20 protein-coding genes are annotated in these 23,899 nt (G+C 38.2%); 15 read left to right on the forward strand and 5 right to left on the reverse strand.

Annotation, left to right across the window (positions count from 1 at the left end; all coding sequences use genetic code 11):
- Positions 1-113: 113 nt before the first annotated feature.
- The 9 genes from ACUNWD_RS00620 (at position 114) to ACUNWD_RS00660 (ending at position 10,213) form a co-directional block, all read left to right on the forward strand.
- A complete protein-coding gene (locus tag ACUNWD_RS00620; protein WP_445585820.1) occupies positions 114-1,904 on the forward strand; it encodes a GNAT family N-acyltransferase in 1,791 nt (596 codons plus the stop codon).
- Positions 1,905-2,051: 147 nt separating this feature from the next.
- On the forward strand, positions 2,052-2,921 hold the full coding sequence (locus ACUNWD_RS00625; protein WP_445585821.1) for a hypothetical protein: 870 nt from the start codon (positions 2,052-2,054) through the stop codon (positions 2,919-2,921).
- Positions 2,922-2,924: 3 nt separating this feature from the next.
- Positions 2,925-4,250, forward strand: a complete 1,326-nt coding sequence (locus ACUNWD_RS00630; RefSeq protein WP_445585822.1) for an NAD(P)-binding domain-containing protein — start codon at positions 2,925-2,927, stop codon at positions 4,248-4,250.
- Positions 4,251-4,373: 123 nt separating this feature from the next.
- The gene (locus tag ACUNWD_RS00635) at positions 4,374-5,912 is read left to right on the forward strand and encodes a hypothetical protein (protein ID WP_445585823.1); all 1,539 of its coding nucleotides are present in this window, start codon (positions 4,374-4,376) and stop codon (positions 5,910-5,912) included.
- On the forward strand, positions 5,891-6,913 hold the full coding sequence (locus ACUNWD_RS00640) for a hypothetical protein (protein ID WP_445585824.1): 1,023 nt from the start codon (positions 5,891-5,893) through the stop codon (positions 6,911-6,913). Before ACUNWD_RS00635 ends, ACUNWD_RS00640 begins: the two co-directional genes overlap by 22 nt.
- Before the next feature lie 10 nt (positions 6,914-6,923).
- Positions 6,924-8,516: a hypothetical protein gene (locus tag ACUNWD_RS00645; RefSeq protein ID WP_445585825.1), complete on the forward strand. Its 1,593-nt coding sequence runs from the start codon at positions 6,924-6,926 to the stop codon at positions 8,514-8,516.
- A gap of 121 nt (positions 8,517-8,637) precedes the next feature.
- Complete coding sequence (locus tag ACUNWD_RS00650; RefSeq protein WP_445585826.1) at positions 8,638-9,000, forward strand: hypothetical protein; 363 nt, start codon at positions 8,638-8,640, stop codon at positions 8,998-9,000.
- A gap of 5 nt (positions 9,001-9,005) precedes the next feature.
- Positions 9,006-9,398 carry a hypothetical protein gene (locus tag ACUNWD_RS00655; RefSeq protein ID WP_445585827.1) on the forward strand — a complete coding sequence of 131 codons (393 nt, stop codon included), beginning with the start codon at positions 9,006-9,008 and terminating at the stop codon, positions 9,396-9,398.
- 98 nt (positions 9,399-9,496) lie between these two features.
- Positions 9,497-10,213 carry a GW dipeptide domain-containing protein gene (locus tag ACUNWD_RS00660; protein WP_445585828.1) on the forward strand — a complete coding sequence of 239 codons (717 nt, stop codon included), beginning with the start codon at positions 9,497-9,499 and terminating at the stop codon, positions 10,211-10,213.
- A gap of 13 nt (positions 10,214-10,226) precedes the next feature.
- On the opposite strand, the gene ACUNWD_RS00665 is transcribed toward ACUNWD_RS00660, so the two are convergent.
- Positions 10,227-11,513 carry a serine hydrolase gene (locus tag ACUNWD_RS00665; protein WP_445585829.1) on the reverse strand — a complete coding sequence of 429 codons (1,287 nt, stop codon included), beginning with the start codon at positions 11,511-11,513 and terminating at the stop codon, positions 10,227-10,229.
- A gap of 112 nt (positions 11,514-11,625) precedes the next feature.
- Between ACUNWD_RS00665 and ACUNWD_RS00670 the strand changes: the two genes are divergently transcribed.
- Together ACUNWD_RS00670 and ACUNWD_RS00675 are read left to right on the forward strand one after the other, a co-directional pair.
- Positions 11,626-12,507, forward strand: coding sequence for a fructosamine kinase family protein (locus ACUNWD_RS00670; protein ID WP_445585830.1), 882 nt, complete (start codon positions 11,626-11,628; stop codon positions 12,505-12,507).
- 54 nt (positions 12,508-12,561) lie between these two features.
- Positions 12,562-13,485, forward strand: a complete 924-nt coding sequence (locus tag ACUNWD_RS00675; protein WP_445585831.1) for an SIS domain-containing protein — start codon at positions 12,562-12,564, stop codon at positions 13,483-13,485.
- Here ACUNWD_RS00675 and ACUNWD_RS00680 read toward each other — a convergent pair.
- Both ACUNWD_RS00680 and ACUNWD_RS00685 read right to left on the reverse strand, forming a co-directional pair.
- Positions 13,482-14,132, reverse strand: coding sequence for a response regulator (locus ACUNWD_RS00680; RefSeq protein ID WP_445585832.1), 651 nt, complete (start codon positions 14,130-14,132; stop codon positions 13,482-13,484). The two genes, ACUNWD_RS00675 and ACUNWD_RS00680, sit on opposite strands and share 4 nt — an antisense overlap.
- Positions 14,125-15,084, reverse strand: coding sequence for a sensor histidine kinase (locus ACUNWD_RS00685; RefSeq protein WP_445585833.1), 960 nt, complete (start codon positions 15,082-15,084; stop codon positions 14,125-14,127). The genes ACUNWD_RS00680 and ACUNWD_RS00685 overlap by 8 nt, the downstream gene beginning before the upstream one ends.
- 122 nt (positions 15,085-15,206) lie before the next feature.
- On the opposite strand from ACUNWD_RS00685, the gene ACUNWD_RS00690 reads away from it, so the two are divergent.
- The 3 genes from ACUNWD_RS00690 to ACUNWD_RS00700 all read left to right on the forward strand — a co-directional run bounded on the left by ACUNWD_RS00690 (position 15,207) and on the right by ACUNWD_RS00700 (position 19,966).
- Positions 15,207-18,515, forward strand: a complete 3,309-nt coding sequence (locus ACUNWD_RS00690; protein ID WP_445585834.1) for a UvrD-helicase domain-containing protein — start codon at positions 15,207-15,209, stop codon at positions 18,513-18,515.
- Between the two features lie 74 nt (positions 18,516-18,589).
- Positions 18,590-19,033, forward strand: a complete 444-nt coding sequence (locus ACUNWD_RS00695) for a DUF4293 domain-containing protein (protein WP_445585835.1) — start codon at positions 18,590-18,592, stop codon at positions 19,031-19,033.
- Positions 19,034-19,309: 276 nt separating this feature from the next.
- The gene (locus ACUNWD_RS00700) at positions 19,310-19,966 is read left to right on the forward strand and encodes a tetratricopeptide repeat protein (protein WP_445585836.1); all 657 of its coding nucleotides are present in this window, start codon (positions 19,310-19,312) and stop codon (positions 19,964-19,966) included.
- Between the two features lie 59 nt (positions 19,967-20,025).
- Here ACUNWD_RS00700 and ACUNWD_RS00705 read toward each other — a convergent pair whose 3' ends face one another.
- Positions 20,026-20,934: an SMP-30/gluconolactonase/LRE family protein gene (locus tag ACUNWD_RS00705; RefSeq protein WP_445585837.1), complete on the reverse strand. Its 909-nt coding sequence runs from the start codon at positions 20,932-20,934 to the stop codon at positions 20,026-20,028.
- A 108-nt stretch (positions 20,935-21,042) separates the two neighbouring features.
- On the opposite strand from ACUNWD_RS00705, the gene ACUNWD_RS00710 reads away from it, so the two are divergent.
- Positions 21,043-21,687: a DUF2490 domain-containing protein gene (locus ACUNWD_RS00710; protein ID WP_445585838.1), complete on the forward strand. Its 645-nt coding sequence runs from the start codon at positions 21,043-21,045 to the stop codon at positions 21,685-21,687.
- A gap of 14 nt (positions 21,688-21,701) precedes the next feature.
- Here the strand turns inward: ACUNWD_RS00710 and ACUNWD_RS00715 are convergent, their stop codons facing one another.
- Positions 21,702-23,756: a TonB-dependent receptor gene (locus tag ACUNWD_RS00715; RefSeq protein WP_445585839.1), complete on the reverse strand. Its 2,055-nt coding sequence runs from the start codon at positions 23,754-23,756 to the stop codon at positions 21,702-21,704.
- Between the last annotated feature and the right edge of the window lie 143 nt (positions 23,757-23,899).

Raw genomic sequence — 23,899 nt, forward strand, 5'->3', positions numbered from 1 at the left:
GGTCTTTTTTGTTTAAAAGTTTGCATATTTCTTCAAATGTTAAAAAAAACACTGGTTTCTGTAAATGGTATGTATTGGTTTTATATTTTTAACATCATATAGATTCGAAAAATATGGATATCGTAAAACCCAAGGATATTCTCAAGGCCAATCCTTACCTGGCGTTTCTGGGCGGTGAAAACCTCGCCAAATTTATCATGTATGTACTTCGTTTTAATAAGCTTAATAAAATCTACGGGCAAATTGCCGATAAGGAAGGTGTTGAGTTTATTGATGAATTGATAAAGATTCTGGAAATCAATTTTGAGTTTGATGAGGGAGAACTTCGGAAAATTCCAAAGCAAGGACCTTTTATAGTCGTCTCCAATCACCCCTTTGGCGGGCTGGATGGCATTTTGCTCATTAAAATTTTAAGCAAGATTCGTCCTGATGTAAAGGTGATGGCCAATTTTCTATTGAAGAAGATTGATCCGATCAGCCAGTTTTTTCTCGATGCAAATCCTCTGGAAGGCAGAAAAGACACATCTCCGGGGTTTGGAGAAATGAAGAATGCGATGAAGCATATTCAAGGTGGAGGTGCTCTGTGTATTTTTCCTGCGGGTGAAGTTTCTGGTTATGGTGCACACAACAAAATTACCGACAGGCAGTGGCAATATTCCATATTGAAATTCATTAAACGCTCGGAAGTTTCGGTAATCCCCGTTCATTTTATTGGAAAAAACAGCCGCTTGTTTCATTTGATTGGTCGTATTCATCCAAATTTGCAAACGGTGAAGCTTCCTTCAGAGTTTCTAAATAAGAAGAAGAAGGTCGTTAAAGTTCGGTTGGGTTCAGCCATTTCAGTTAAAGAGCAGGAAAGCTTTCCGGAGGTATATCAATTTGGTCGTTATTTGCGTGCCAAAACCTATAGTTTGGAAAGTCCCATTGAAGTGCGACGGTTCTTTAATTACTCGCTTAAGCGGCAGAAGAAAGTTGAGTTAATAGCACCACCGGTACCAAGCGAAAGTTTAGTGGCTGAGATTGGTGGACTTACTGAAAATCGCCTGGTATTTAAGTTGAAGAACTTTGCTATTTATTGCGCTCCTTCCAACGAAATTCCAAATATACTTACTGAAATTGGGCGTCAACGGGAAATTACTTTCCGCGAAGTAGGAGAGGGAACCAATCGCAGCATCGATCTGGATGAGTTTGATTTATACTATAACCAGCTTTTTATTTGGGATGATGCCGAACAACGACTGGTTGGAGCATACCGAATAGGTAAAGGGGCTGATATTTTGCACGAGTTTGGAGTTCGCGGTTTTTACACGCAGAGTTTATTTCGAATTAAGGAGGGCTTTGAACCTATTCTGGAGCAATCGCTGGAACTGGGGCGTTCCTTTATTATCAAGGAATATCAGCGTCAACCCATGTCCTTGTTTCTGCTTTGGAAAGGCATTCTCTATTTCTTGCTGAAAAATCCGGAGTATCGATATTTGATTGGTCCGGTTAGTATCAGCGATAATTATTCAAAAACCTCCAAAGAGTTAATCATAAAATTCATCATGTCGCAGCATTTTGACTGGGATCAGGCTAAAAACATCCGTCCACGAAAATCCTATAAATTCAAAAGTCAGGATCCAAATATGAATGTGATTCTGGAAAATATGGATGATATTAACAAACTGGATCGCTTTATTGGAGATGCTGATGAAATGAACAGCGGATTACCTGTCTTATTAAAAAAATACATTAAGCTGAATGCGAAGATCATTGGTTTCAATGTGGACCCGAAATTCAATAATTGCCTGGATGGACTGATTCTACTGGATGTTTATGATGTTCCTAAAAACACCATTGAATCCTTGTCAAAAGAAGCAAATGATGGCTCTATTTTAAAGCGGTTCTATTCGAGTCGGGAGTAAAAAGATGGACTGGAGATGTCTGTAAAGCCCATGAAGTCATCCTGAACCTGCTTCAGGATCTGACAAAAGGAAATGTGATCACAAAATATAAAGAGCTTTTTAACGCAATAAAATCACTATTTTTCGTTATTAGAAAAACGATTGAAGATGAGGCCGATTACACACAAAATATATCTTTCGATAATGGTAATCGCTGTCTTTTTCGTGGTTGCTTATCTTTCCTATTCAGGATTTTCTTACTACCAATTGCAACTTGAAGATCGCTTTTTTCACGATCAACATCAGTCACTAAAACCTAGTGGCTCGTGGGGACATGGATTTGGCATAATTGGCTCGCTAATGATGTTGGTTGGTGTTTCTCTTTATATGTTGAGAAAAAGAGTGAGACGATTTTCACGAATTGGCGTGCTAAAGTATTGGTTGGAGTTTCATATTTTCCTATGCACTTTGGGGCCTGCGTTGGTTCTTTTACACACTGCATTTAAGTTTGGCGGCTTGGTTGCCATTAGTTTTTGGAGTATGGTAGCGGTGGTTCTAAGTGGTGTGATTGGTCGTTATATATACCTCCAAATTCCACGGTCTATTGAAGGTCGTGAATTAAGCTTGAATGAATTGGATGAAAAGAAAGACGAACTTCATCGAGTATTAAAAGAAAAATACAATTTGGATGAATTGGTTTTACGAAAGTTGTTGGATGCAGTGAAAGAACGTCCGGATTCGGCTGATAAAAATATGGCAATGAGGTTTTGGGTGAAATTTAAGTTTGAAATGGCTCTTCAGCGTCGCATAAAATATGAATTAAAGACTCAGCAACTTTCAAAGGAAAACTCACGTGAGATAAAGAAGATTTTGGTATCAGAAATCAACCTAAATCGAAAGATTGATCGACTGAGGAACATGCAAAACCTTTTTCGTTATTGGCACGTTGCCCATTTGCCTTTTGCTCTGGTGATGCTTGTCATTATGCTGGTGCATGTTGCAGTTACTTTAGTCTTTGGCTACAAATGGATCTTTTAAACCATGGAAGTACTGATTGAAAATATCGTCATTTATTCAACGGTCGGACTACTGTTCTTGATGATCGTGTGGTTCTATTTGAGAAAGATGCGACGAAATTCACAAATTGTCGAAGAAAAAATAAAGCTGGCAAAAGAGGAGGGATTGCACGAGCCGGTTTCCCTTCATCCGGTGGTTGATCCAAATTCATGCATTCAAACAGGAGCCTGCATTACGGCTTGCCCGGAGAAAGATATTTTAGGAATTCGCAGCGGACAGGCAACTACAATTAATGCATCGCAATGTGTGGGGCATGGAGCCTGCTTCCATGCTTGTCCGACACATGCTATTAGTTTGTTTATTGGTACTGAAAAGCGTGGGGTGGATCTTCCTCATGTGAATGAATTTTTCGAAACCAATGTGCCCGGAATATACATTGCGGGTGAAATTGGAGGGATGGGATTAATTCGGAATGCCGTGGAACAGGGCAAGCAGGCTGTTGAAAATTTGTCAAAAACAATAGATAAAGAAGTGGAGGCCGATTGTGATTTGTTAATAGTTGGAGCTGGGCCAGCCGGAATTTCAGCAACATTGACGGCAAAGAAACTAAAGCTCTCGACCATTACTTTAGAGCAGGATTCGTTGGGAGGAACGGTTTATACTTTTCCACGAGCCAAAATTGTGATGACTTCGCCAATGGATTTGCCACTTTATGGCAAAGTGAAATTATTTGAAACCAGTAAGTCCGAACTGCTGGATTTATGGAATGATGTGTTAACGAAAAACGAAATATCAATCAAGGAACGTCAGAAAGTAGAATCAATCACCCGCGTGAACGGGCATTTTGAAACGATTACGAATACCGGAGATGTGTATCGGTCAAGGAAGGTTTTATTGAGCATAGGACGGAGAGGAACACCCCGTAAATTGGGTGTTACAGGCGAAGAGAGTATAAAAGTCGCTTATCGTTTACTGGAGCCGGAAAACATACTAAATAAGAAAATAGTGGTAGTAGGAGGGGGCGATTCGGCTGTTGAAGCAGCCTTGCTTTTGAAAGATCAAAATGAAGTTTGTCTGTCTTATCGAAAGGATGTTTTTAGCCGCTTAAAACCGAAGAATAGGCAGAAGATAGAATCAGCGATTCAAGCCAATGAGCTGAAGGTTTTATTTAATTCCAAACTTACAAAAATAGAAAGTGGCCAGGTGCATATAAACGTGGGCGGTGAAAATACGGAACTTGAAAATGATTTGGTGTATGTGTTTGCCGGAGGGGAACTACCGGTTCAGTTTCTGGAGAAAGCAGGAATCCGCATTACCAGGAAGTTTGGGGAAGCCGTTTTGAAACATTAGAAACGGATCGGGTATCGATTAAGGAATGTAATCATCAAATTCGTTAATTTAGTTAGTAAATCAAATTCGCAATTGAAAAACCTTTTTCAAATAATTTGCTTGTTATTGTGGTCATTGTCAACCATGGCACAGCTTTCTCCTGGTGATCTTACGCAGGCTCATCAGCATTTGGAAGGACTTTCCAATTGCACTGAATGCCACGTTTTAGGAGAAAAGGTAACTAATCAGAAATGCCTGGCTTGTCATACTGAAATTGATGCCTTAATTAAGAAAAGCAAGGGATATCATGCCTCAAATGAAGTTGAGGGCAAAGATTGTTTTGCATGTCACAGTGAGCATCATGGAAGGAAATTTCAGATAACCCGATTGGATACCAGCAATTTTAACCACGCCATAACCGGGTATATTTTAGAAGGTAAACATGCAAAAACAGATTGCATGAAATGTCACCAATCGGCGAATATCGATAATAAAATCTCCCAAAAGAAAGGCGACACATTTCTGGGATTGGAAACTAGCTGTCTTTCTTGCCATGATGACTACCACCAAAAAACCATGGATCAAAAATGTACTTCCTGCCATGGATTTGATTCTTTTGCTCCGGCGATTAAGTTTGACCATCAGCAAACGGAGTATCCTCTAATTGGTCAGCATCAGAAAGTGGATTGCAGTAAATGTCATAAAATTGGGCAACAAAATGGGCAGAAGTTTCAACAGTTTTCAGACTTGGAATTTGCCAACTGTACAGCATGTCATAAAGATGTGCACGACAATAAATTTGGTCAGGATTGCAGGCAGTGTCACAGCGAACAGTCGTTTCACCAGGTAGCGGGATTAGCAGATTTTAATCACAATCAAACGGGATATCCGCTAAAAGGAAAACATCAGAAGGTGGATTGTAGAAGATGTCACAAAGGATCGTATACGGAACCAATTGCTCATAACCGATGCTCAAGCTGCCATGCCGATTACCACAAAGGGCAATTCATTGAAAATGGCGTAAAGCCCGATTGTGAAGAGTGCCATACGGTAGATGGGTTTACTCCTTCATTCTTTACCGTTGAAAAGCATAATAAGGGTAATTTTAAGCTAGAAGCGTCACATCTGGCGACCCCATGTTTTGCCTGTCATCAAAAAGAAAATGAAAGATGGGAATTCAGAAATGTTGGCAAGCAATGTGTGGATTGCCATGAAAATATCCACCAGGGTTTTATTTCCGAAAAATACATTCCGGAGAATCGATGTGAAACCTGTCACAACATTGAAGCGTGGAACCAGGTGAGTTTCGATCACCGGAAAACGAATTTCAATTTAACAGGGAAACATGCTGAGACTAATTGCCGGGAGTGTCACTTTGCTCTGATTGATGAGATGAACTTCTCTCAAAAATTCAAAGACCTTTCTGTGAAATGTGAATCCTGCCACGCAGATGTACATCGTAAGCAATTTGAAGTGAAATCTCAAACCGAATGTGATCGTTGCCATAGCTTTGATAATTGGGAAATTGGGCAATTTGATCACGATAAAACCCGTTTCAAGTTGGAAGGGGCCCATGTTGAGGTGAACTGTGAAAAGTGTCATAAACCTGTTGACGATAAGCAGGGCACGTATGTGAAGTATAAACTTTTTAAGCAAATTAAATGCGCAAATTGTCATTCCTGATTATTTTAAGTTTATCCGTTTTTCAGTTGATGGGACAATCGCCTCATGGCGATGATTTTGAAATGGACTGTGCCAAATGTCACTCCGAAGAAAGCTGGGAATTGCTTCAAAAAGAAATGAGCTTTTTTCATTCTGAGACTGGTTTTGATTTGAAAGGGCAGCACCAGTTTGTTGATTGCAGAAGCTGCCATACCAATTTGAATTTTGCAGCTGCAAAAGACGAATGTGTCTCCTGCCATTTGGATATGCATCAAAATTCGGTGGGGACAGATTGCGAGCGCTGTCACACTCCGAATTCCTGGATTGTAAAGAATCCGATACAGATGCATCGACAAACACGCTTTCCTTTGATTGGGGCTCATGCAACTGCTGATTGTTTTTCATGTCATGAAGATGCCAGTTCCCTGCAATTTGAACCACTCAGTGTTGAATGTGTGGATTGTCATCAGGCAGATTATCTGGCGACTACATCTCCAAATCATCAGGAGTCTGGATATTCAACAGACTGTTTGGAGTGCCATGGTGTGAGGTCAGTTGGCTGGTCATCTGCGAATTTTGAACATGATTTCTTCCCACTGACAGGAGGACATTCCATTAGCTGTACCCAATGTCACACATCTGGTACCTTTGGCAAAATCGCCAGTGATTGTATTTCATGTCATCAGTCGGATTATAACTCAACAACGAGTCCGAATCATCAGCAACAAAATTTCTCCAATGATTGTGCAGAATGTCATAAGTTGAATCCGGGATGGAAGCCGGCCACTTTTGATCATGATAACCAGTATTTCCCAATTTATAGCGGGCGACATCGGAATGAGTGGAATGATTGTGCAGATTGCCATACGAACGCCGGGAATTACAGTGTTTTCAGTTGTATTACCTGCCATGAACACAGTCAGTCAAACACTGACGGAAGGCATAACGAAGTGAGAAATTACGTATACAATGGCGTTTCTTGTTTCGAATGTCATCCAAGCGGCCGCGCAGAAGATGATTAAAGTTAAAGGGATGAAAAAGATTGTTTTTACATTGATTTTGATAGTGCTTGTTGGCTTTGGCTTTGCCCAAACAGGAAAAGAGAAAGTAACTGGAAAGGTGTCTTATCTGACGGCTCAAAATATTTACGTTCGTTTTGATGGAACAAATAACGTGCAGGAAGGCGATACCATTTTTATAAATCAAGATGAGCAAATAAAACCTTTGTTGATTGTAGAATCGAAATCATCTATTTCATGCATGGGAAAGCCATTCCCGGGAATAGAGGTATCTGTTGGAGAAGAAGTGTTCGCACAGGCAGTGGCCGTTCAAAAATCCACTCCAAAAGAAGTTTCCATTGCTGAAGCGGAAAAACGTAGGGAAAACGAAACGGAGAAAAAAGAAAAAACTGAAAACCCATTTAAGGAAAAGATAAAAGGGAGAGTCTCGGCATCATCATATTCAGCATTCTCCAATGAAACTACGAACGATTATAACAGAATGAGGTACTCGTTTTCATTGAAAGCCGATCATATTAGTGATAGCCGTTTTTCCGCTGATGCATATATCAATTATAATCATCGGTTGGAAAAAGAAAATGGGGGGGAGGACAAGCTATTTGATGCACTTAAAATTTATAGTCTGGTTGTCAGGTATCAACCGGGAGATCGATCTTCATTATGGGTAGGACGAAAAATAAATCCGAACCTTTCAAATATTGGAGCAATTGACGGTGTGCAGTTTGAGACTGGGTTTAAGAATTTTAGTGTTGGCGCTGCCCTGGGCTTTCGCCCGGATTATGGAGATTATGGTTTTAATGCAAATTTACTGGAGTATGGAGCGTATTTTGCCCATGAATACCATTCTAAAACAGGAAGTGTAAGAAGTTCGCTGGCTTTTTTTGAACAGCAAAACAATGGAAATATTGATCGAAGGTTCCTATATTTTCAGCACAGCAATAACTTGCTGAATGATCTGTTCTTTTTTGTTTCCAGTGAAATTGATCTGTATAAATTGGAAAATGGCGTTTATTCCGGTTCTGCCAGCTTGACTAGTTTGTATCTTTCACTTCGATATAGGATTTTAAAACAACTGTCAGTTTATGCCTCCTATGATGCCCGCAAAAATGTTATTTACTTTGAAACTTTCAAGAATTTAGCTGACCGATTATTGGAGGAAGCAACCCGTCAGGGGGTGCATTTTCGAGTGAACTACCGTCCGGTAAAACTGGTGAATGTTGGTGCAAATGTGAGTTATCGCAACAGGGACGGTGATGCGCGTCCATCCAAAACTTTTCGGGGATTTGTATCTGTAAATCAAATTCCAGGTTTAAACTCCAGCGTAACATTTTCTGCGAACATGCTTCAAACCAGCTATCTGGATGGGAAGATTTTCGGAGCGACGTTTTATAAAGATTTATGGGATGGCAAATTATACAGTAGTGTCGGGTATCGCTATGTTGACTATGATTTTGTAAATTCTTCGACTATGAAACAGCACATTGCCGAACTCGACCTCACATGGAGAATTAGTAAAAAGTGGTCAGTGTCGGGCAGTTATGAAGGTAGTTTCGAGAACTCTTCTCTCTATAACACGGTGTATCTGAATTTAGTTAAACGTTTTTAATTGAATCAGGGATTTCAATATCAAGGCAACAAAATCCCAGCCGTAAATGTTGTTTCGATAGTTAATGTTTTGTTTTGCAATAATCTAGTATTCTTATATGAATCCCGAATATTATAGAATTGTGACAATAATAATGGTTTCGTTTGCGGCGATCTACTTCATTTTTGAGATTGTGCTAAACGTAAATGACATCGATAACGATACCTCAAATGTTTTTCTTTTGGAATGGTCAAAGGGGCGATTGGTGTTTATTCCTTTTGCACTTGGAGCAATTGGAGGCCATCTTTTTTTGGGAACCAAAAATGATTTTTTTCAAATGAGCAGCAGCTTGTATCCGGTGATAATCCTTTTTGGGGTGGCTGCATTAATGGTCGTTTTGACCTACCTGGTTTCATTTAAAAAATCAAAATTTCTGCTGAGCACGCTCTTGTTAGCTGGGTTTTTATATGGGCATTTATTTTGGTCAATGAATTATCAAAGCTAATTGTTATGAAAGCCTTTTTACAGCGAAACCGAAGGACAATTCGAATAATACGCACCATAGCAGGTATCTTGTTTGGTTTGATGATTATTATTGATATTGTTTTAGTCAATTTGGAAGGGAAGGGTTTTCCTACATTTAGCAAGGTGATCAGAGATAATCGTACTGAATTGATCTGGTTCAGCTTCTTTTATGGAGGGCTGATGGCTAAAGTATTTTTTAACAGACGGGTTGATATAAAGGCAAAAGAACTTTCCGGTTTCATTGCGTTTATGATGATGGTTATTTTGCTCTTTGCATTGGGGCAGCTTATTCCGGTTGAACTTGGTACCGGATACCAGGTTTTGCTGATGGTTTGCGGGGGAGTGTTGGCTTATCGGGTTTGGCCACAATATTCTTAATGTTTATCGTTTTATACTTATGTAGATACATGCAGGTTTGTGATTGTTTTAGTTATATTTGAATAGTTGTTTAATGTAAAAGATAAAAAGGGGAAATTATGAGATCAAGTTTGATATTTATTTTAGCAATTGGGTTGATGACATCTTGTATTCGCAAACCAAAAGAAACGGTTCAACCTATTGATACGGCAACACTCGTGGATCAACATCAGGTGAAAGTTTTGGAGGTTTTACAGGCAAATCAATACACCTATTTGCGTGTTGCTGAAAATGGATCTGATTATTGGGTAGCTGTAACAAAGCTTGATGCAAAGGAAGGCGAAAATTACTATTATAAAGGTGCGATGGAGATGAAGAACTTTAAAAGTAAAGATCTTGATCGCGAATTTGAATCGGTTTTATTTATCAGCGAATTTAGTGATGTCCCTATTGCTGAAAAAGGTTCGATGATGGGAATGGATCCCCATGCTCATGCTGGCAAAAAGTCAGTAGAGGTGAAGGATGATATTGACATAGCACCAGCTGAAGGCGGAATCTCAATTGCAGATTTATACAATAGCAAAAGTGATTATAGCGGTAAAAAGGTGCTCGTTCGTGGTAAAGTTGTGAAAGTGAACAAAGGGATCATGAGTCGCAATTGGGTGCATATTCAAGATGGCAGCGGTGATGAAAGCCACTATGATTTAACAGTGACAACTCAAGCTGATGTGAATGTAAATGACATTGTAACATTTGAGGGAATTGTAGCCATCGATAAAGATTTTGGAGCTGGTTATTTCTATGATTTAATTGTTGAGGAAGCAGAGTTGAAATAAAAAACTACACTGATCATTTAATTATCAATTTCTGATATTCTGAATTATTTCCTGTTTGCATTTTAATGAAGTAAATGCCTGCAGGAAGATCATTTATATCAATATTTCTATTGTTTTTTACATGAAGGACTAAGTTGCCATTTGAGGAATATATCTCAAGTTGAAATGACTTTTGATTGCTCGTTTCAATACGGATATAATCAGTGGCCGGATTTGGGAATACTCGGAATTTATTGCTTTCAATTGAAGGAGAAGATGTTGGGCACATTAATTGATTGATCTTCCCCCAGATTTCATTATGAAAATCTATCGGAACATTTTCCTGACTTCTAAGAGTCCCCTGCCTAATCATTATTAGTTTCTCTTTAGGTGAAATAGCAATAAACTGGCCTTGTGCTCCGGCGGCAAGAATCAAATCGTCAGGTGCATTTGGTGCAATTGATCCGGGAAAAGAGTCCGCAACTCCCGGAGGAATATATGATTCTTTGCCGTTTAGCCACCATAAATAGCCATAAGACGGATTCATTTCCTGCGAGCTGTTTGTCATCGCCCCAAAGTATTCTTCATCTTTTAACACTGAGTCAATTTGCCAAACTCCCCGATTTAGAATGAGCAATCCGTAGCGAGCCATGTCTCGCGCTGTGCTGAAATAAAAATTGTTATAACCAACCGGAACCCAAAGTCCCTTCATGCCTGTTTTATTATTGATCGCTTCATAAGTAAATATATTCAGCCCTTTGCCTGTTGCATTTTCAACGACATTCCGAAGTAATGAATAGGGAGCATTGTGATAAAACCAGCGGGTTCCCGGATCAGCTTTATAAGTGAGACATTCCGGATCGGTACAAAACATATCAGTTTCGTTCAGCCCTGTGCTCATCGTAAGTTGGTGTTTGATTTTTATAGCACGCTCTTGTTCCGAACTCATGCTTGTCCATCCATTTCCAAGGTAGGTGGAAGATGATTCGTCAATGTCCAAGTATCCTTCTTGTTGAGCAATTCCTACCAACATGGACGTAAGGCTTTTTCCTGCAGAAAACCACACCCAGCTGCTGTCTTTTGTATAGGTGCCAAAATATTTTTCAAGGACAATCTTCCCATCTTTCAGAAGCATGAATGATTTGGTAGAGTTGTTTTCCAGAAGCTGATAAAGTTCATCAACTTCGGAGTTGCACCATCCCAAATCTTCGAGAGAAAGAGTTTGCCATTCATCACCATTTTGGGGAGGAAAATAGATCTCTTGTGGATATGAAACAGTAACAAGCTGAGCAACAAATACAATGGTTAAAATCAATCTCATAAATGTAAAAATAGAACTTTTATTATTGAACAATTACATGCGCAGATTATATCTCTAAAATTCCAAAAGTGATATATTGTATTTTTATGAATGATTACGGAACTTTAATCGTATGGAAAAAAAGGTGATTCAAATTGTATGTGATGACTATCAAAACAAATTTGGAGATGAATTGATTATTCAACAAAAAAGACCTGTTGGAGGTGGATGTATAAGTCATTCCTTAAAGTTATTGACCAATCAGGGAGAGTATTTTCTTAAGTGGAATAGGTTTGTTGAACCCGATCTTTTCATTCGTGAGGCCGAATCGTTAAATGAAATGGCTTCGGTAACCAATGCTTATTTAACAGTTCCAAAAGTGGTGCTTTCCAGGGATGTTGATAACCATCCGGGATATATTTTAATGAATTTTCTACCTTCCGGACATACTTCAAATGAGGATGAAAACTTGGGCATTGGTCTTGCTTTGCTGCACAAAAAATCGGCTGATCGTTTCGGATTTTACAATGACAACTACTGTGGTTCTACACTGCAATTAAATGGTTGGACTGATAGTTGGATTGAGTTTTTTGGGCAAAAGAGAATATTATTTCTAATTCAGGAAATTCAGAAGAATAGACATTTGTCTGAAAAAGAGCTGAATACCTACCACCGTTTGATTGATCGCTTACCGAACTTAATTGGTGAAGACCATAAACCATCGCTTATTCATGGCGATTTATGGTCGGGTAATTACATGTATACAACCAATGGTCCGGCAATTATCGATCCTGCAACTTATTATGCGGATCGGGAAATGGAATTTTCAATTATGACCATGTTTGGTGGATTTTCGCAAACGACATGGAATGCTTATCAGTATACTTTTCCATTTGAAAAAGGTTGGGAAGAACGGGTGCAATTATACCAAATTTATCATGTGTTAAATCACTATCATTTATTCGGCGGTTCATACGGAAATCAGGCCTTTTCAATCGCAAAAAAGTTCGTGTAACATATCTCTAAATCCGTAGAATATTCGTATTATTGATAGGAAGCAATAAATTAGATGGATTTGTACACAGAGATTCTTGAAATCCCGCATTTAGCCAGAACTTGTTTCGAAAAAAACAAAGGTTTGGTTCTGCCTGAGAAAATTCCATATATCGGTATGGGATCATCTTATTATGCAGCAATTTCGCTGCGCTATCAAGGAGTTAAAATATATCCGGAACTGGCTTCAGAATATTTCAATTACCTGGAGAAAACAAAGCAATTTGAACGAGCAGTTTTAATTTCCCAGTCAGGGATGAGTTCCGAGACTTTGTGGTGTGCTGATCGTTTTGAGCAGTTTGTTTCCATTACAAACGATACGGCATCTTCTTTGGCAAAGCATCCAAAAACCGATTTTGTTGTTGATGTTGGTGCAGGGGTTGAAATTTTTTCTTCCACAAAAACATTTATTAATACCCTAGTTGTATTGTATACTGGCCTTGGCATAAGTCCACAACCTGCTTTTGATGTCTTGAATGAGAAGTTTTCCAGCTTGATTGCTGAGGGAGAAATGCTTGGGAGAAAATTATATCGCTTGTCTAAACGAAGCAGATATAAAGGGTTTTTTATAATTGGGAGTGGCCCAAATCTAGGAACAGCTTTACAAGCTGCCCTGGTAATGACGGAAAGTACCAAAATCCCATTTACCGGTATGTCATTGTCTCAATATGATCATGGCCCGAAGGAATCAGCCGCAAAGTCTGTGGTTGTTTTCATTAATCCGGACGGAAAACAAAATGAGCGTGTTCAGAAACTTCGACAGAAGATTGAGCAGGTGGGTGCAGCCTGTTTTGAGATAAATGAGAATAGGCTACCAGAAAAACTAAGTCCTTTTACGGTATCAATTCCATTGTTTGTTGCTGCTGCCTGGATGGCTCGCAGACAACGAATTAGCAATCCTTTCGAAATTGGAAGTAAAGTTACAAGGGTAACATCTTAAATTTCCACCAATTGGTTTTTTATTGCATACATGACCAATTGAGCCGTGTTTTTGCATTCACTTTTTTCGAGAATATTAGCTCTGTGTTTATCAACCGTACGTTTTGATATAAACAGCTGATCCGCAATTTCCTGGTTTGAAAATCCCTGACAGATTAGTATAAGAATTTCGGTTTCCCGTTCAGATAGTAGGTTTTGTTTTTCAGCACTGGATGGACGGGTTTTTAAACTGCTAACAAGTGTCTGTAGTAATTCAGAAGAAAAATAACTTCCCCCTTCAAAAACAGTTTCCAGGGCAGATTTCACCTCGGTGATATCTGAATCTTTTAAAACAAATCCTTTTACACCGGCATCAACCATTTTGTAATAATAGTCTTCTTCACCATACATTGATAAAGTAATGATTTTTATATCGGGATAAGTTGAGGTAGCCTGTTTGGCTGCGTCAAAACCGTTCATTACGGGCATTTCAATGTCCAATAATACCAGATCAGGCAGCTGAATTTTCAGTAGATCAAGAAACTCTTCACCATTTGCAGCTTCAGCAATTACCTGGTAGTTTGGCAGGTTGTTTATTAACATCCGCAATCCGTTCCTAAACAAGGTGTGATCGTCAACTATAATTATGGATCGTTTATTATTATTCATCGTTCGTGTTTACTTTAATGTATACCATTGTTCCTTTTCCTTGTTCTGTCTCAACCTGAATATCTCCCTTTAGCGAATTAATTCTTGAAAAAATATTTGAAAATCCCATACCGCCACTGCTCGGTTGTTCCATGAGTATCTTTTTATCAAATCCTTTTCCATCATCATGATACGAGATTCTTAGTTTGTCTTCCAACTGATTGAGACTAATCTGTATTTGTTTTGCACCAGAATGTTTAATCGTATTGTTGATCAGTTCACAAACCACCCGATATAACACCACTTCGATATTTTGGTTGAAACGATCATTTCCCAAATTTGAATCCAAAGAAATGTGAATCGCTTTCGTAGTATTTATTTTATTGGTAAAGTTTCTTAGTGCCCGAATTAATCCAAAGTTATTTAATACGTGTGGGCTTAAATTATCCGAGATTTCTTTCAGTGATTTTATAGCTTCATTAATAACCATTTCGGTGTTTGTTACAATCTCTTTTGAATTTTTATCATGTTCGATTTGGGCAAGCGCCGAAACAGACATTTTTACGGTAGAAAGTAGTGGCCCCAAACCGTCATGAAGGTCTTTGGCAAAGCGTTTACGTTCTTTTTCTTCAGCTTGTATAATTGCATTTAAGAACATTTTTTCGGTAAGCCTTCTGGAATCTTCTACCCTTTTCATGTACTTAAAAATACGTTGAATCATAAATACCCCAATTGCAAAAGACAAGGAAATAATCACCCCTATCCATACGTAAAAGTCGCCAAGCTCCTGCCGGTTAAGGTTACTGATGAATGGAAGAAATTCAGCCAATCCTCGTATTGCCATTAAAACAAATCCAATGGTGAGTAGTATCCACGAAAAGTTAAACTTGGTTACCTTAGTAAGCTTAATTGCGACCCCGACAGCAAAAAATTGAAGGATAATTGTGACGACCAATAAAACCTGAAGAATCATAACTATTGAGTTAGTGGTGTTTGCAAAGGTACAAACGGTAAAGGGCTTTTCAAATCAAAAAAACACGACAAAAGCTGGCGAGCTGTCTGATCATTTTTCCTATTTTTAACAAAAAGAATTTCATGTCGCAGCTCCAGGTTTATAAAGCATCTGCCGGTTCCGGAAAAACCTTTCGATTAGCAGTTGAATATCTTAAAATTATTCTTTCAGGAGAATGGAATTATAAGAATGTTTTGGCGGTTACTTTTACCAATAAAGCAACTGCTGAGATGAAGCAACGCGTTGTTCAGGAGCTTTATGAACTGGCCAATGGTAAAAAAACTGCTTATTTGGACGTACTTGTAGATGAGCTGAATTTACAAGAGATGGAAATTGCAAACCGGGCAAAGAAAAGCTTGAAGCATATTCTGCATGACTATTCCAGGTTTTCGGTTAGCACAATCGATAGCTTTTTTCAACGGGTAATTAAGGCTTTTAATCGAGAGCTGGGCATTAATACAGCCTATCAGGTTGATCTTGAGGAAGATTTAATTCTGGAAGAAGCTGTTGACCAGCTTTTGTTGTCAATTGATGAAAATCCTGATTTATTGGAATGGCTGAAGCAATTTGCCCGAGATAAAATTTTGGAAGGTGATGGTTGGAATCTGAAAAGGGATATTTTAAACTTGGGGAGGCAGATTTATAATGAAACTTTTAAAGACCAGAACGAGCAACTTTATCAAAAATTAAATGACCGGGTTTTTATCCGGAATTATCGGAGAGAACTTCAGCAGATTATTTTTCAGTTTGAAAATAAATTAAAGCATTTAGGACAAGCCGGACTAAACGTGATGAGTAATGCCGGGCTAACTGTTGCTGATTTTAAGTATGGGAAAAGTGGTGCGGCAAACACTTTCAATATATTGCTGCAAGGACAATTTAAAATAGGGGCCAGACTTTTAGCTGTTGTTGAGGATGTTGGTAATTTATATAAGCAACCTGATAAAAATAGCGTTGAACCAACAGCATTGAAACTCCATCCTTTATTGGTTGAAGCGGTGGATTTCTACCAAAAGAAATTGTCGGAATACAATACAGCAAAATTGATTAATAAGCAACTTTATACACTGGCGATTCTTGTTGATTTGCAGTCAACTATGAGAAAGCTGGTTCGGGAAAAAGGTGTTATTCTGATTTCAGAGTCGGGTTATTTATTGAAAGAAATTATTTCAGATGCCGATGCCCCCTTTATATATGAGAAAACAGGTGTCTTCTATAATCACTTCATGATTGATGAGTTTCAGGACACTTCAGGTTTGCAATGGAATAACTTTCTTCCTCTAATTAATAATTCCTTGTCTGAAGATAACTTTAGCTTGCTGGTTGGAGATGTGAAGCAAGCTATTTATAGATGGCGAAATGGTGACTGGCGACTGCTTGCCGGTAAAATCAATGATCATTTTCCGTTCAATGGAGTGAATGACCAGGTTTTAGATAAAAATTGGCGAAGCGATGGAAACATTATCCGATTTAATAACCGGATTTTTCAAGTAGTTCCGGAAGTTATGGATAATCACTTTGCTGGAGAAACTGAGCAGGCTTTTGAGGATGACACTGAATTCCCAACATTTGAAAATATTTATAAGGAAAGCATTCAGAAAATCGGGAAGGCCGAATTAGCCGATAAAGGATTTGTTCAAATGCGCTTCTTGGTGAAAGAAAAGGATTTGGCTGATGCTACAGACGAAAAAGTGTTAGGGGAGTTAATTGACACTATAAAAGGAGTTCAGAGCAAAGGAGCGAGAGCCAATGAAATTGCGATTCTGGTGCGAAAAAAGGATGAGGCCAAGATTATTGCTGATCGTTTGCTGGAAGAGAAAAAGCTCGCTGACTCTAGTTTCAATTTTAATGTTTTGTCCAGTGAGTCACTTTATGTGAAAAGTTCGTCTTTAGTTAGTTTTCTAATTGCTTTGTTGGAATTGGTTTTAACTCCTGAGGATGATTTATTGATAGCCACAGCAAATTATTTGTTTTATAATGATATTCAACCACTAGTGAAAAAAGTTGGCTTTGAGCCAAACTTCAGTTCATATACAAGTGAAGGTCAACTAGAGATGCTGTTTAAAGAGGTCTATCAACCGACAAATGATGAGCAGTTTGAAGAGGCGAAGTCTGAGGAAAATGAATTTACGACATTTCTGAAAAGCGACTTTTATCAGGAGGAATTATCCTTCCGAAATGTTCAGGAAGTCATTTTTCGATTGTGTGATATTTTCAACTTGTTTGAGTTGAAGGATGAACAAGCTTATCTTCAGGCTTTTATTGATCAGGTGGGAGGTTTTATGAAATCAAAATCAGCTGGTCTTTCTTCATTCTTGGAATGGTGGAACGTGCAGGGACAAAAGAAAACGATCGCAGTGTCGGAAGATTTTGACGCCATCAGAATACAAACCATTCATAAAGCAAAAGGGCTTGAATATAAATATGTGATGATCCCGTTTTGCGATTGGCAAATTGGAATTTCATCGGCTCAGCATGCTCCAATAATTTGGTGCAAACCAACAACCGAACCTTTTAAGCAATTGGAATTGGTTCCCGTAAAGTATGAAGCATCCATGGCCGATTCAGAGTTTAAGCGAGAATATTTTGAGGAAAAGATCAGTTCGTATATCGATAGCTTGAATATGCTCTATGTGGCATTTACCCGTGCCAGATCAGTACTTTATACATGGTCGGTTTACACAGGGAAAATGAATACGGTTGGAGACTTACTCCGGCATAGTGTCACTGTTGAGGGTGGTGGATCAACTATGGTTAGTGGTTTGGATGTTAATCTGGTCGAGAATTTTGACGAAGAAAATGAATTGTTTCAATATGGCGAACTGTCAATTGAGAGTGACCAAAGAAACGAAAATGACGGTGGTATCTTTCTTGATGAATTTCGTTTCACCGATTTCAATAAGTTTCTTCATCTAAAAAAGCGCAATGAAAATTTCTTTATTGAGCAGAAGGACTATGAAGTTAAGATCAATTTGGGAAAAATTATTCACGAAGTTTTAGCGAAAATTAGAAATACCGAAGAATTACCTTTTGCAGTAAAGGAGCTGATATTGCAGGGAGTCGTTAGTGAAAAGCAAGGTGAAGAAATACGCAATCAGCTTGAAACAATGATTAAAGACCCGGCTATTAATCATTGGTTTGATGGAAGCTTTGAGGTCGTGAATGAGCGATCAATTTTGACGGGGCAAAAAGGAATTAAGCGGCCAGATCGGATTATGATTGGGGAAAGTGAAACGATAGTTGTTGATTATAAGTCTGGTGATACTGAATTGGAAAAATATACTTACCAACTCAGATCTTATATTCGAGCATTGAAAGCTTGTGGTTTTAAAAATGTTAGCGGATGTATCTGGTATACCAAGTCGAATAAACGAGTCAAAATTGATGGATAATCTTTGCTTGTTTTTAAGAAATTGACTTGTTACTTCTTGTCAAAAATGTAATTTTGCTTCAAAAAAATACAGTCATGATACAAAGAATACAAACAGTTTACATACTAATTTCTGCCATTCTTATTGGTTTATTATTTGCATTGCCCTTCGCTGAAATAGCAAGTGACAATCAATTTTTCTTATTTGATATCAGAGGTATTGTTCGAAATAATGAAATTGTCGATAGTGGCATCCCCATTGCCGTTTTTGTTGGAATTATTCTACTAATACACCTGGTAGCAATCTTTCTTTATAAAAAGAGAATTCGTCAAATACGTTTTCTGGTATTTGCGATTTTATTGCTGGTAGGTTTGTTTGGTATGTTCTACTTCTTCACTTTTTATAGTTTTAGCGGAGCTGATGTAAGTTTTAATGTTACAGTTTCTTTTCCTTTGGTAGCCATTGTTTTAGATTATTTAGCTATTCGAAATATTGGTAAGGACGAAGCATTGGTTCGTTCAATTGATCGAATACGCTAGTCATTAACTTGTTAACAGAAATAAGTGTTTTAGCGTGTTAACTTGGCTGACATCTACCACTTTTTCACAATTATTTTTTTTGTGAATTTTTTAACCGTTAAAGTTTTATAATTTACTAGGTTCAAGTTACACATCCTCAGATATATTCGATAAGGAGGGTACAAAATTGTTTTTCTTATAGTTTTTTAAATCATTATTGTTATTTTTGGGGTTCATCGGAAAAAAACGATAAGAATTTTAACTTTTTTAAATATAAAACTGATAAACTTGTAAGTTATGAAGCGATTTTTTTTAGTGATTGCATTTTGTTTTGGGATGGTAGCTGGTTTTGCGCAAGATGCAATTGATGCTGTTCAATTAAAAAATGATGGAAATGAAGCCTTAAGGGCAAAAGATTATAAAAAGGCCCTTGAATTGTTTGACAAAGCTGTTGCGAATTGGGGCGATAATGAAGCTGATAATGCAATGATTTATAACGCAGGATACTGTGCTTATAAAGTGAAGGCGTATGACAAGGCTGTTAAGTATTTTGATATGTCGATAGCAACTAACTATAAAACTTCAACTGCATTGTTGTATAAAGCGAATGCGCAATTGAAGTTAGGAAATGAGGAAGCCTATGTTGCAACTTTGAATGATGGGTTGGCGAAAAGCCCGAATGATGCTAAATTTAAAGATCGTTTGACTAAATATTATTTGAAGGAAGGTAATGCATTTTATAAAAAAGGTGCAGCAATTCTTTCTCAGGCAGCAGCTGACGTAACAGCTGGGAAATACAAAACAACAGACGACCAGTACAAGCAAGCTACTGCAAATGCAAAAGTAGAATTTAAGAAGGCATTGCCATTGTTTGAAAAAGCATTGGAAATTGATCCTACTGATGCTACTGCTAAGCAATTGAAAGATGCCTGCACGCAAGCAATTAATGGATAGAACTCAATCAAATTATATGAAAAAAGCTGCTCAAGGGAGCAGCTTTTTTTTGTGAGTGATTATTGAACTCCTTTTACTTTTGTTTCGATTTTGTAGACTGATTTGCGAGCGGTAATAAAAAGTATATTCCTTTTTTTTCCACCAAAACATACATTGGCAGGGCGCTCAGGTACTTCGATTACACCCACTTTACTGCCGGATTTATCAAAGATGGATACTCCATTGTTGGTTAGATACACATTCCCTTTTTTATCAATGGTCATCCCGTCCGATCCTTCAGGTGCAAAAAAGGTTTTGTCAGTAAGAGTCCCATCAGCCTGAATATTGTATTTCCAGGTTTTGCCATCATTGATGTCAGCAACATATAAGTTTTTGCCATCAGGTGATCCGATGATGCCATTCGGCATTTTATAGCCATCAGCAACTCTGATCAAATTTCCGTCGGTCGTATAGCAATATACCGCTCGCTCGTCTTGCACTTGCTTTTGCCCCTCCGGCCACCAAGGACGATGATAATAGCTGTCAGTAAAATATATATTGCCATTTGGATGTTGCCAAAGATCGTTGGGGCCATTTAGATGCATATCCTTGTAATTATCTACCAATACCGTTTTTGTACCGTTCATGTCAATTTTGATAAGCTTATTTCGATAGTCGGCACACGAAATTAATTCTCCGTCAATTCCAAAGTATAAGCCGTTTGATCGTTCTCCATCGACATCAAATTCAGTGATTTCGTCATTTTCATTCCAAATGTAAATGCGATCATTCGGTTGGTCTGTGAAAAATATGCGGCCGTCCGGAGCCACAGCTGGACCTTCAGTAAATGAGAAGCCAGTTTGAATCATAGTTATTTCAGCATCCTTTTTCAGTATGTTTTTTAAAGAGCTGTTTGATTGTGAGATAGCTGTTCCGGAGACAAATATTAGAAAAAATGAAAACAGGTAATGTACTTTTATTTTTTTCATGATTAATTGGAATAGTTTGTTAAGGTTTGAGTGCTAAGGTATTAAAATTTAATTTTTAACAGATCAATTTTTAACTTTGTTCGATCAAAAAATGGTCATAAAGGCTACATGAAGAATCTGGTTTTAGTTATATTCTTTGCTGTTGTGGCGGTGTTTTACGCTTCAGGACAGAGTGAGCGAGAGTTTTACTTGTGGAACACTTCAGCCGTAAACGTTGGGTTGTCGGAGAAAATGAATTTGAAAGTCAGCACAAAAACTCATTACCTGGTAACAAACGAAATGCGTGATATGAGTTATGTGGACTTGAGTGTATCCAGAAAAATGAATAGCTGGATGAAGTTGGGAGTTGCGTTTCGTGGAGCACAGCTTGTTTCTTCAGTTGAAAAGGTAATGGAGTACCGGCCTCAAAGTTTCGTTAATTTTTCTCTGGAGAAAAATGGGATAAAATATCATTCAACCAATCGCCTGGAGTATCGGTTTTTTAATAGCCAAGATGGGCATTTCAGATATTATCACAATCTCTTTGTTGATTTTCCAGCGTTATTTGGTGTGGTACCAAAAACCTATGTTGGAGAAGAAGTATTTACCAAATTGAATAGTGTTGGTATGCATCTGGGACGAATTTATGGAGGAATGCATATTTGGGAAAATAACTGGTTTGGTTTGGATATGTATTACGCATGGCAGAAATTAAAACGTGACGATTGGATTACCGCTGACATACTTGGATTGAATATGACCTTTTCTATTTAACAGACAGACTTCCCTTAAAATTTGTAATAGGCTTTAAGCGAAAGATTAAAATTTCTGGGCATTCCCGGATAATAGTATCTGGGTAAACTACCTCCAAAAGAAGAGGCATTTATTGCATACATTGATGCATACTTCTCATTGGTTATATTATTCACAACTACGCCAAAATCAAATAACACTTTGCCATATTGTTTTTGATATCTTCCTATGAAATTGAGAACAGAAGAAGATTCGCTATATATAGAATTATCATCACGTAAAGGCATACTGCCTGTGTATCGGTGATTTAGGGATAATGTATATTTGCGTTTAACCAGAAATGATAACGCTGAGTTGCAGCTAAAGCGAGGTGAGCCGGTTAGTTCGTTACCGGAGTAGTCCTCGTCACCATCTATAAAGTCTACAAAATAATATGGCGAAAAGCTCCCGCTGTGCGAAATGTCTGCCTTAATTTCAGACGAATTTAAGAAATTTGATTTTAATGAATATTCAAATCCCGGGTGGGCGGTTTGCCCTGCATTTATTCCCAAATAGGCATCTTCCGAAACGCGTCTGGCCACTAATAAATTTCTGATATCCATATAATAAGCAGAAATGTCATAATACATTCCGGGGAAAAGTGTTCCGCGACTCCCCAGTTCATAACTCCAGCCACTTTCCGGTTGTATGTCATTGTTTCGCTGTCCATCTGGAAGCAGTGTTTCTTCCAAGCTTGGTGGCGAGAAACCATGGCTTATTGTTGTGTAAATTCGCTGGTTGATTGTTAACGGATAGCTTACTGCCAATCGGGGTGAAACAATCGTTTTAAATTGATGCTGGCCGGATTGATCTCCATCAGTTAGATAGTTGTCCGTATACTTGTAGTTTGTCGTATTTAAGTTAGTTCCAAACGAGGCAATCAATTTTTGATTAGCTGTCAAAGTTATCTGCACGAAATTATTGAGATAGTTCCGGTTTTCCCGGTTTTTGGAAAGTAGCAAACCTTGTTGTCGATCATTATTTTCAAATGTGAGCCAATTGTACTTTTCAAAAAAGCTTTCATTTCCTATGGTGAATTTCCACTCCGCTTTCTGATTAATAAGCAGTTTTTCGAAGATAAACCGTCCGCCCCAATAGTAACTATCTTCCTTCAATATATTAAAAGGGCGCAGTTCGTAGTTTTTGTATTGATTCGCAAAAAGACTGATTTGGCTACTTTTGTTTCTTTTCCATTCAGATGAAACTGAAAAACCACCCAACAGCTTTTGATAATCTTCAAAACCTTCTGTTGCAGCCCAGTTGGCAGCGGCTTTTTCCGGGCTATTCTGATAAGTGTCTTTATCGATGGAACTTGGAATATAGGCCATCATTCCTGTATGATTGATGAGTAAGTTGAAATGATGTTTATCCTTGTCAAGTCGTCCGATATAGCTGAGGTTTGATCGATCCGTTTGATTATTATCACGAAACCCATCTGATGTGAAATTCTCGTAATACAATCCATGTTTAAAAGCGTCCCGATCAAGCTGTAATGAAATTCGTTGCCTTGATGTATTAAATGAGCCATAACTTGCAGAACCTTCAGCCACATCACCTTGCTGCCGTCTTGCAGCAAAAAGCAGCGTGCCGCCTAATCCGCTCCCATAATAACCAGATGCAGGCCCTTTGATTATTTCAACCTTTGAAAAGGTAAGTAAATTCAGATCTTCGATGCTTGTTTCACCGACTCCATTGGTAAGCGGAATTCCTTCAAAATATGCCCTTATCTTGTTGGTCGAGTAGGGTGATCGGCTGCCAATTCCACGAATTGTTAAACGGTTTGTGTTCATCGTGCCACTTTGCATATAAACCCCGGACGTTTGATTGATTAATTGATCAATAGAAACTTCTGAATTCAATTGAATTTGTTGCAGGGTGATAAGCGATATTGCACCTGGCGTTTCCAGTAATTTCTTTTCAAACCTAAAGGCACTTACTGTTATCTCATCAATAGTAACAGAGTCTGATACTGATTTCTCAGTTAGATCTTGCCCTATTGCCGAATTGAAAAGGCATAAACAAAAAAGCAGAACCGGGAAAAGTTTTTTCATAGCATTTCCAAATCGGTTATTTTATCTTTTTGGGCTTACAAAGTTTATCTTCTTTCTTCGCAGTTGCCTCACATTTTTTGCAATAATACTTCGGATTCTCAGGAGTTTTATAGTCTTTCTTTTTGCAAGCTGTCTTACTCATT

The organism is Sunxiuqinia sp. A32 (genome assembly GCF_052690465.1).